The organism is bacterium, from assembly GCA_019695335.1.
Lineage (GTDB): Bacteria > CLD3 > CLD3 > SB21 > SB21 > JABWBZ01.
This window is the reverse complement of record JAIBAF010000110.1, coordinates 1-6,530: the sequence shown is the minus strand read 5'-3', so window position 1 is coordinate 6,530 and position 6,530 is coordinate 1. Positions and strand designations below refer to the sequence as shown.

Genomic DNA, 6,530 nt, shown 5'->3' with positions numbered 1-6,530 from the left:
TTTCCTGCAATTCCTGAGTACGCTCAGCAATGCGGTTTTCAAGGGCGCGGTTACGTTCATGAATCTTACGAAGCCGAAATTGATATCCGGTATATAAAGCTGCAATTAGTAATATACCGCACAGACTCCGAAACCACCATGTTGCCCAGAATGGTGACGCGATTGAAAACGTAATTTCAGCCGGTGTTTTACTCCAGATGCCATCGGCATTGATGGCTGTCACTTGAAATGTATAGAGGCCTTCAGGCAAATTAGTATAGCGCACCGATCGCTGATCGGTAAGTTCAGACCACTGATTATCAAAACCTATTAATTTATATCGATAGTGGTTTAAGGAAACATTTTTAAAAGCGAGGGCTGTAAATTGAAAAGTCATTGTACTATTGTCATAGTCCAGAGCCACATCCGGTTGTTGCTCAAATAAATTGGAAGCGATGGACTGATCGGATTTTTGAATGGCCATGGCATTGGTAATATACACGAGCGGTGCTATGTTCGTACGTTCGTCATTGGTCGGAACATAATGCGTAATGCCGTCAAAAAAACCAAACCAAAAATGGCCGTCGCGATCGATCGTCACACTGTTATGTGTGGTAAATTCTTCTCCGATCATGCCCGATTTTTTATTGTAATGATTGACAAGACGAGGGGTGTATCGGATATCGACTTCATCGACGCCTTTATCGGTGCAAATCCACAAATGGCCGGTCGAATCTTCGATAACGTATGAAACAAGATTGTGCGTCAGACCGTCTTTCACGCTCAAGTGTTGATCGATTTTAGCTGCCGACGGCTGAAGATCGATTTTGACGACTCCTGCATGCGTGGCTACCCATAAATAGCCATCCCGATTTTGCGTAATTTTGCCGATCGTATTATTCGGGAATCCGTTATCGATATTATATACTTCAAGTTCAATTTTTTGCGATTCACGGGACAAAACCCTGCACAAGCCTCCGCCACGCGTTCCAAACCACATACGTCCGTCTTTATCCAAAAACAAAGAACGAATATAATTGATAGGCAATCCATTATCCGTTGTGTAATTGATAAAACGATTGGTTTCAATATTCAACACACTCAGTCCGACATTCGTAGCAATCCACAGAAGCCCGTCGCGGTCGATCGCCAGATCGCGTATTGAGTTGCCAACCAATCCTTCGCGTGTGGTATAAATCGTTGAGAGGCCGTATAGGTCATTCAGTTTAAATAAGCCCTGATCGGTACCAATCCAATAATGATTCACCTTCGGTTGAATTGCCCAAATAGCATGGCCTTTCATTGACGGAATTTTCTGAATAGTATTGCCATCATACACGGCCAATCCTTCGTTCGTTCCAATCCAGATTTTTCCTGAAGGATCTTCACGCACACTGAGTACTAATTTATTAGGGAGTCCGTCATCGAGGGTGTAGTTGAGAAAGTTTTCAGTGATCAAATGGTTTATGCCGGCGCTGTAGGTGGCAAACCACATTGAATTTTCACGATCCTGATATATTTGTTGAATCCTGTTATCACCAAGTCCGTTCCGCGTAGTAAATTTTGTTACGGTCGATGAAATCGGATCGAATCGTATAGCTCCTTCTTCACGTGTTGCAAGCCAGATCGATCCTTTTTTATCCTGCGTTATATGATAGATCGGAGTACTTATTGATCGGATCTTATAGTTCTGCGGATCATTCAGAACTGTGCGTGATTGCATATCGATGATATTCACTCCCTTTGCCGTTCCGACCCATAACCGAAGCTCATGGTCTTTCAAAACAGCATAAACCGTCATTGAGTGAAGTCCGTCTTTTTCGGTAAACCGGCGAACGTGAGCGTTCAATTTGTCGAAACTGTAGAGACCGTCATCAGCCGCTACCCATAATGTCCCTTCATCGTCGTCATAAAGATAACGAATGGCGGCTCGGGTTAATCCGTCGTGATCATTGTACATCTTAAAACTATTAATGAAAGCCGCCGAATCATTTTTGAATTTTAAGTCGGCCATTATTAATCCATGATCATTCGTGCCGATCCAAAGTTTATTATCATGGTCAATAAAAAGGGAGTGTACGCCAACGTTTCGAAGTTCACCGACGAAATTTTTGAAAGTAGCGGGGCGTGCTTCAACGTTGGTGCGTAATGGCGAAGCGTAACACGCAATACCGTTTTCTGTACCGATCCAGATCCAGCCATCCGCATCTTCGGCAATGCAACGTATGGATGTGTGTGGAAGCCCGTCGGCAATGGTAAAAATACGAAATTGGTAGCCGTCGAAGAGGCTTAAACCGCCTGCACAAGCAAACCACATGAATCCGTACCGATCCTGAAGGATTTGATACGTGGCATTCGACGCTAATCCTTGATCGGGAGTGAAGTGCTCGACGACATACTTTTGAGCGGAGCCTTCAGTCGCTAGGATGCTAAGCCACGTCATGTAAAGAATGAGTGTACGCATGCTCATTCCTGTGCGAATTAAGCGTGCTCGCTTATGACAACGAAACGCGCCGGTTTATTTTGGTGTTCTTGACGGTAAGTATGGTATCTTTCTTTTTTGAAGCCGGACGATTTAAATTTTTCTCCGTTTTACCGTTCGTCCGATGCGATAATAAAGCGCAAGACAGAACATCGTCAATATGATCGACAAAAACGAATTGCAGTGATTGTTTGACATAATCCGGAACGTCTTCGAGGTCATTGCGGTTGAGCTTGGGCAAAATAACTGTTTTGATACCTGCGCGCCTTGCGGCGACAACTTTTTCGCGGATACCACCAACCGGCATGACTTTACCGCGCAGGGTAATTTCGCCCGTCATCGCAACATCGTGTTTGATAGGCTTATTGGTCAGGAGCGAAGTGAGGCAAGTTGCGATGGTCACACCAGCGGATGGCCCGTCTTTTGGAGTTGCCCCGGAAGGTATGTGAATATGTATATCCATTTTTTCAAAAAAAGCGCGCGGTACTCCCAACGTATCGGCTTTCGAACGAATGTAAGATAAGGCGGCCTGAGCGGATTCTTTCATCACGTTGCCCAATTGTCCGGTCAGTTGAAGTCCGCTTTTTCCCGCCATCAGACGCGCTTCGATAAATAAAATTTCACCGCCGTTTTGTGTCCATGCTAAACCGGTCGCTGTTCCCACTTCATCCGTACGGTGTGCCATTTCGGGAAATATTTTTTGCGGTCCCAGATAATCGAGGATCTGAGTCATACCGATTTTGGATTTGGATTTCTGTCCTTCGGCTTTTTTGCGTGCAACTTTACGGCACACGTTGGCAATTTCTCGTTCAAGATTTCGAACGCCCGATTCCCAGGTATAGGCAGTGATGATTTGACTGATGGCGTCATCGGTCAGTTCGATGTCTTTCAACTTGAGTCCGTTTTCCTGGATTTGTCTCGGGACGATATAACGTTTGGCGATCTGCAATTTATCTTCTGTAATGTACCCCGACAACCGAATAACTTCCATACGGTCCAGTAACGCCGGAGGAATAGGCGACAAATCATTGGCCGTTGCAATGAACATCACATTGGACAGATTAAATGGAATGTCCAGATAATGATCGTTAAACGCGACGTTTTGCTCCGGATCAAGCACTTCAAGCAAAGCGGACGCCGGATCGCCTCGAAAATCCTGGCCGATTTTATCGATTTCGTCTAACATGAAAACAGGATTGTTGCTTTGACAGCGGCGCAATTCCTGTACAATTTTACCCGGCATAGCGCCGATATAAGTACGCCGGTGCCCGCGAATTTCAGCTTCGTCTTTGACGCCGCCGAGACTGAAGCGAACGAATTTGCGTCCGATAGCTTTGGCAATTGAACGGCCCAAAGATGTTTTGCCGACTCCCGGAGGACCGAGAAAACAGAGAATCGGGCTCTTACTGTCTTTGCGTAATTTTTTGACCGCAAGAAATTCCAATATCCGGTTTTTGACGTCCTCGAGATCGTAGTGATCGTCGTCGAGAATTTTTTTGGCTTTTTTAATATCGATGGAATCCTTGGTAAACGCAAACCAGGGAACTTCAAGAACCCAATCGATGTAAGTTTTACTGACAGTGTACTCTGCCGAAGCGGGCGACATTTGGGCCAAGCGATCCAATTCTTTTTTAGCAATGGTCTTGGCTTCCTCGGGCATTTTAGTTTTCTTTATTTTCTTTTCAAGTTCTTCAATTTCGACGGAATCATCCTCTTCTTCGCCGAGCTCATGTTTGATGGCGCGGATCTGTTCCCGTAAAAAATATTCGCGCTGATTGCGGCTCAATTCTGCGTTGACTTCGGTTTGAATTTTATTATTCAGTTCCAAAAGCTGGATTTCGCGATTGATCGCCGTCATGACTTTAGTCAGACGTGTCGTGACATCCAGTTCTTCCAGAATGGTCTGTTTCTCGGCGATGTCGATATTGAGGCTGGAAGCAACCATATCCGCCATCTTATCGCCCTCCCGAATATTACTGATAATGACTTTCAACTCATCGGGCAACACCGGCGATAGCGTAACCATTTTCTGAAAATTTTCCGAGACGCCGCGAACGAGGGCTTCCGTATTCATATTTTTTTCGTACGTGATAGGCAATTCTTTAACGGCGCCGACGGCATACGGTGTCTCCTGCACTACACGTTCTAACTTGATCCTGGAAAATCCCTGGATTAACAAACGGATACTGCCATCCGGTACCTGGAACATTTTCAGAATATTGGCCGCAGTACCGACGGAATATAAATCGTCTTGCGTGGGAAATTCTTTGGCGGGATTTTTTTGAGTGAAAACGCCAATAAGCTTTGATCCGATCAAAGCCTCATTCACAAGTTGAACCAAGTGTTTCTCCGTTACCACCAGCGGAAAGACGACGAATGGAAAAATCACATTATCTTTCAGGGGCAGGATTGGCAGAAAGTCCGGCGTTGGGACGGGTTCGGTTTTTTCGGTCACTAAGGTATTCAATGACATATTCTCAACAGACCTTTATGAAAACGAGTTTTATTCAATTGTAATGTTGGTAATCTTTGTAGCCTTGCTGGTGTCTTTTTTCAATTTGACGATGAGGAAGCCGCTGTCGTAAATCGCTTTAATCGATTGATCGACAATGCGAGCGGGGATTTTGATCCGGCGTTCGAATGGACCGAAATCAATTTCCATTTTGTGATAGTGGCGTTTCTGGGAGACGTTCATCTCGCGCCGGACGCCGGAAACCGTCAGAACGCCGCCTTCGTATGATAATTTGATGTCGTCTTGTTTGACGTTGGCGAGATCCATGACCACCATGTACTCGTCGTCGGTTTCGACAACATCGGTCGGCGGGTGCCAGCGTTTTTCTGCGGTTACGAGAATAGGAAATTTTGTGTTGAAAAAATTAGAGAAGAGAAATTCCATCTCGTCATCCGATCCGCGAAATTTAAATTTTTTATCGTCATCGGATTCATTCATACGATTGCTCCTTACGGAGTTATGTTAGGGTTTGAACAAAAGCTGTGAACCAAGAGGGTATAAAAATATACGGCCTAAACGCCTGTAAATGCAAGAGAATTTAGGGGATAAAGCTTGAGAAGACGGGAAAAAATAAAAGACCTCGCAGATCATTTTTACGAGGTCTCACGTGCCGAAGGTGGGACTTGAACCCACACGAGATTTGAGTCTCACTGGATTTTGAGTCCAGCGCGTCTGCCAATTCCACCACTTCGGCGTTTTAAAATGCGCTCATAAGTAACAAAATTCCTGTAAAAAAGCAATAGCATTTTGAAGACGCTACAAATATATTGCTTCTTAGTTATCTGAAGAATAACAAGCGACTCAAATTTTCGAATATTTAAAAATTGAATGAAACGATCCGCTTGGCTGTATCCATTATTGGCATCGCTTACACTTGGTTTGGCGCCGTTTGTACCTGAACCTCATGTGTGGAAACAATTGACCGCGCTTGTTAACGGAACCGGAATTCATACGGCAATGGATTGGTTCGACCTTCTTTTGCACGGCGCGCCGTGGGCGTGGCTGATTTTTGAAATCTATAAATTGATTCTTGCAAAAAAACAAAAAATTGAATAAGGTATAACCAGCCGATGGAAAAATTGCTTTAAATTTTTGTATTTACTTCGGCGCGATCATGGCCTGACCTTATAACCACATCGATCATTAAAGAACGAACTGGAAATCAGGAGAACGGATGAAAAATTTCACGATTATTTTGGTATTATTTTTAATTTTTAGCGGATGCGGAAAAAAAGAAAGTATTCAGCCGGTAAATGACGGCGGCATTAATTTTACTATCCAAGATTTGGATGGCAAAACAGTGAGCTTGTCGGAATATCGCGGCAAAACGGTTTTACTGAATATCTGGGCAACGTGGTGCGGACCGTGTATCAAAGAGATTCCTGAACTGAAGGAAATCCATGCCGAACTGAAAAACAATGGTGTAGTAGTACTGGGTGTGTTGCTCGATTCGGAATCGCCGGAAAAAGCAAAGCCTATTGTCTACGATGAATTGAAAATCGATTATCCGACGTGGTACGGTGATGACGCCTTTGCGCGTCAGTTTCAAATTGCGGC

General features: G+C 44.5%; 5 protein-coding genes and 1 tRNA gene. 2 read left to right on the top strand and 4 right to left on the bottom strand.

The window, feature by feature from the left end:
* From K1X84_16430 to K1X84_16415, 4 genes are all read right to left on the bottom strand, one after another.
* Positions 1-2,443: hypothetical protein (locus K1X84_16430; protein MBX7153216.1), on the bottom strand; the 2,443-nt coding region annotated here is incomplete at its 3' end.
* 31 nt (positions 2,444-2,474) lie between these two features.
* A complete protein-coding gene (lon, locus tag K1X84_16425) occupies positions 2,475-4,934 on the bottom strand; it encodes an endopeptidase La (GenBank protein MBX7153215.1) in 2,460 nt (819 codons plus the stop codon).
* 30 nt (positions 4,935-4,964) lie between these two features.
* Positions 4,965-5,411, bottom strand: coding sequence for an Hsp20/alpha crystallin family protein (locus K1X84_16420; protein ID MBX7153214.1), 447 nt, complete (start codon positions 5,409-5,411; stop codon positions 4,965-4,967).
* A gap of 170 nt (positions 5,412-5,581) precedes the next feature.
* Positions 5,582-5,667 (bottom strand) — tRNA-Leu (locus K1X84_16415).
* Between the two features lie 134 nt (positions 5,668-5,801).
* On the opposite strand from K1X84_16415, the gene K1X84_16410 reads away from it, so the two are divergent.
* Together K1X84_16410 and K1X84_16405 are read left to right on the top strand one after the other, a co-directional pair.
* The gene (locus K1X84_16410; protein MBX7153213.1) at positions 5,802-6,029 is read left to right on the top strand and encodes a hypothetical protein; all 228 of its coding nucleotides are present in this window, start codon (positions 5,802-5,804) and stop codon (positions 6,027-6,029) included.
* Between the two features lie 118 nt (positions 6,030-6,147).
* On the top strand, positions 6,148-6,530 hold a 383-nt coding region (locus K1X84_16405), incomplete at its 3' end, for a TlpA family protein disulfide reductase (protein MBX7153212.1).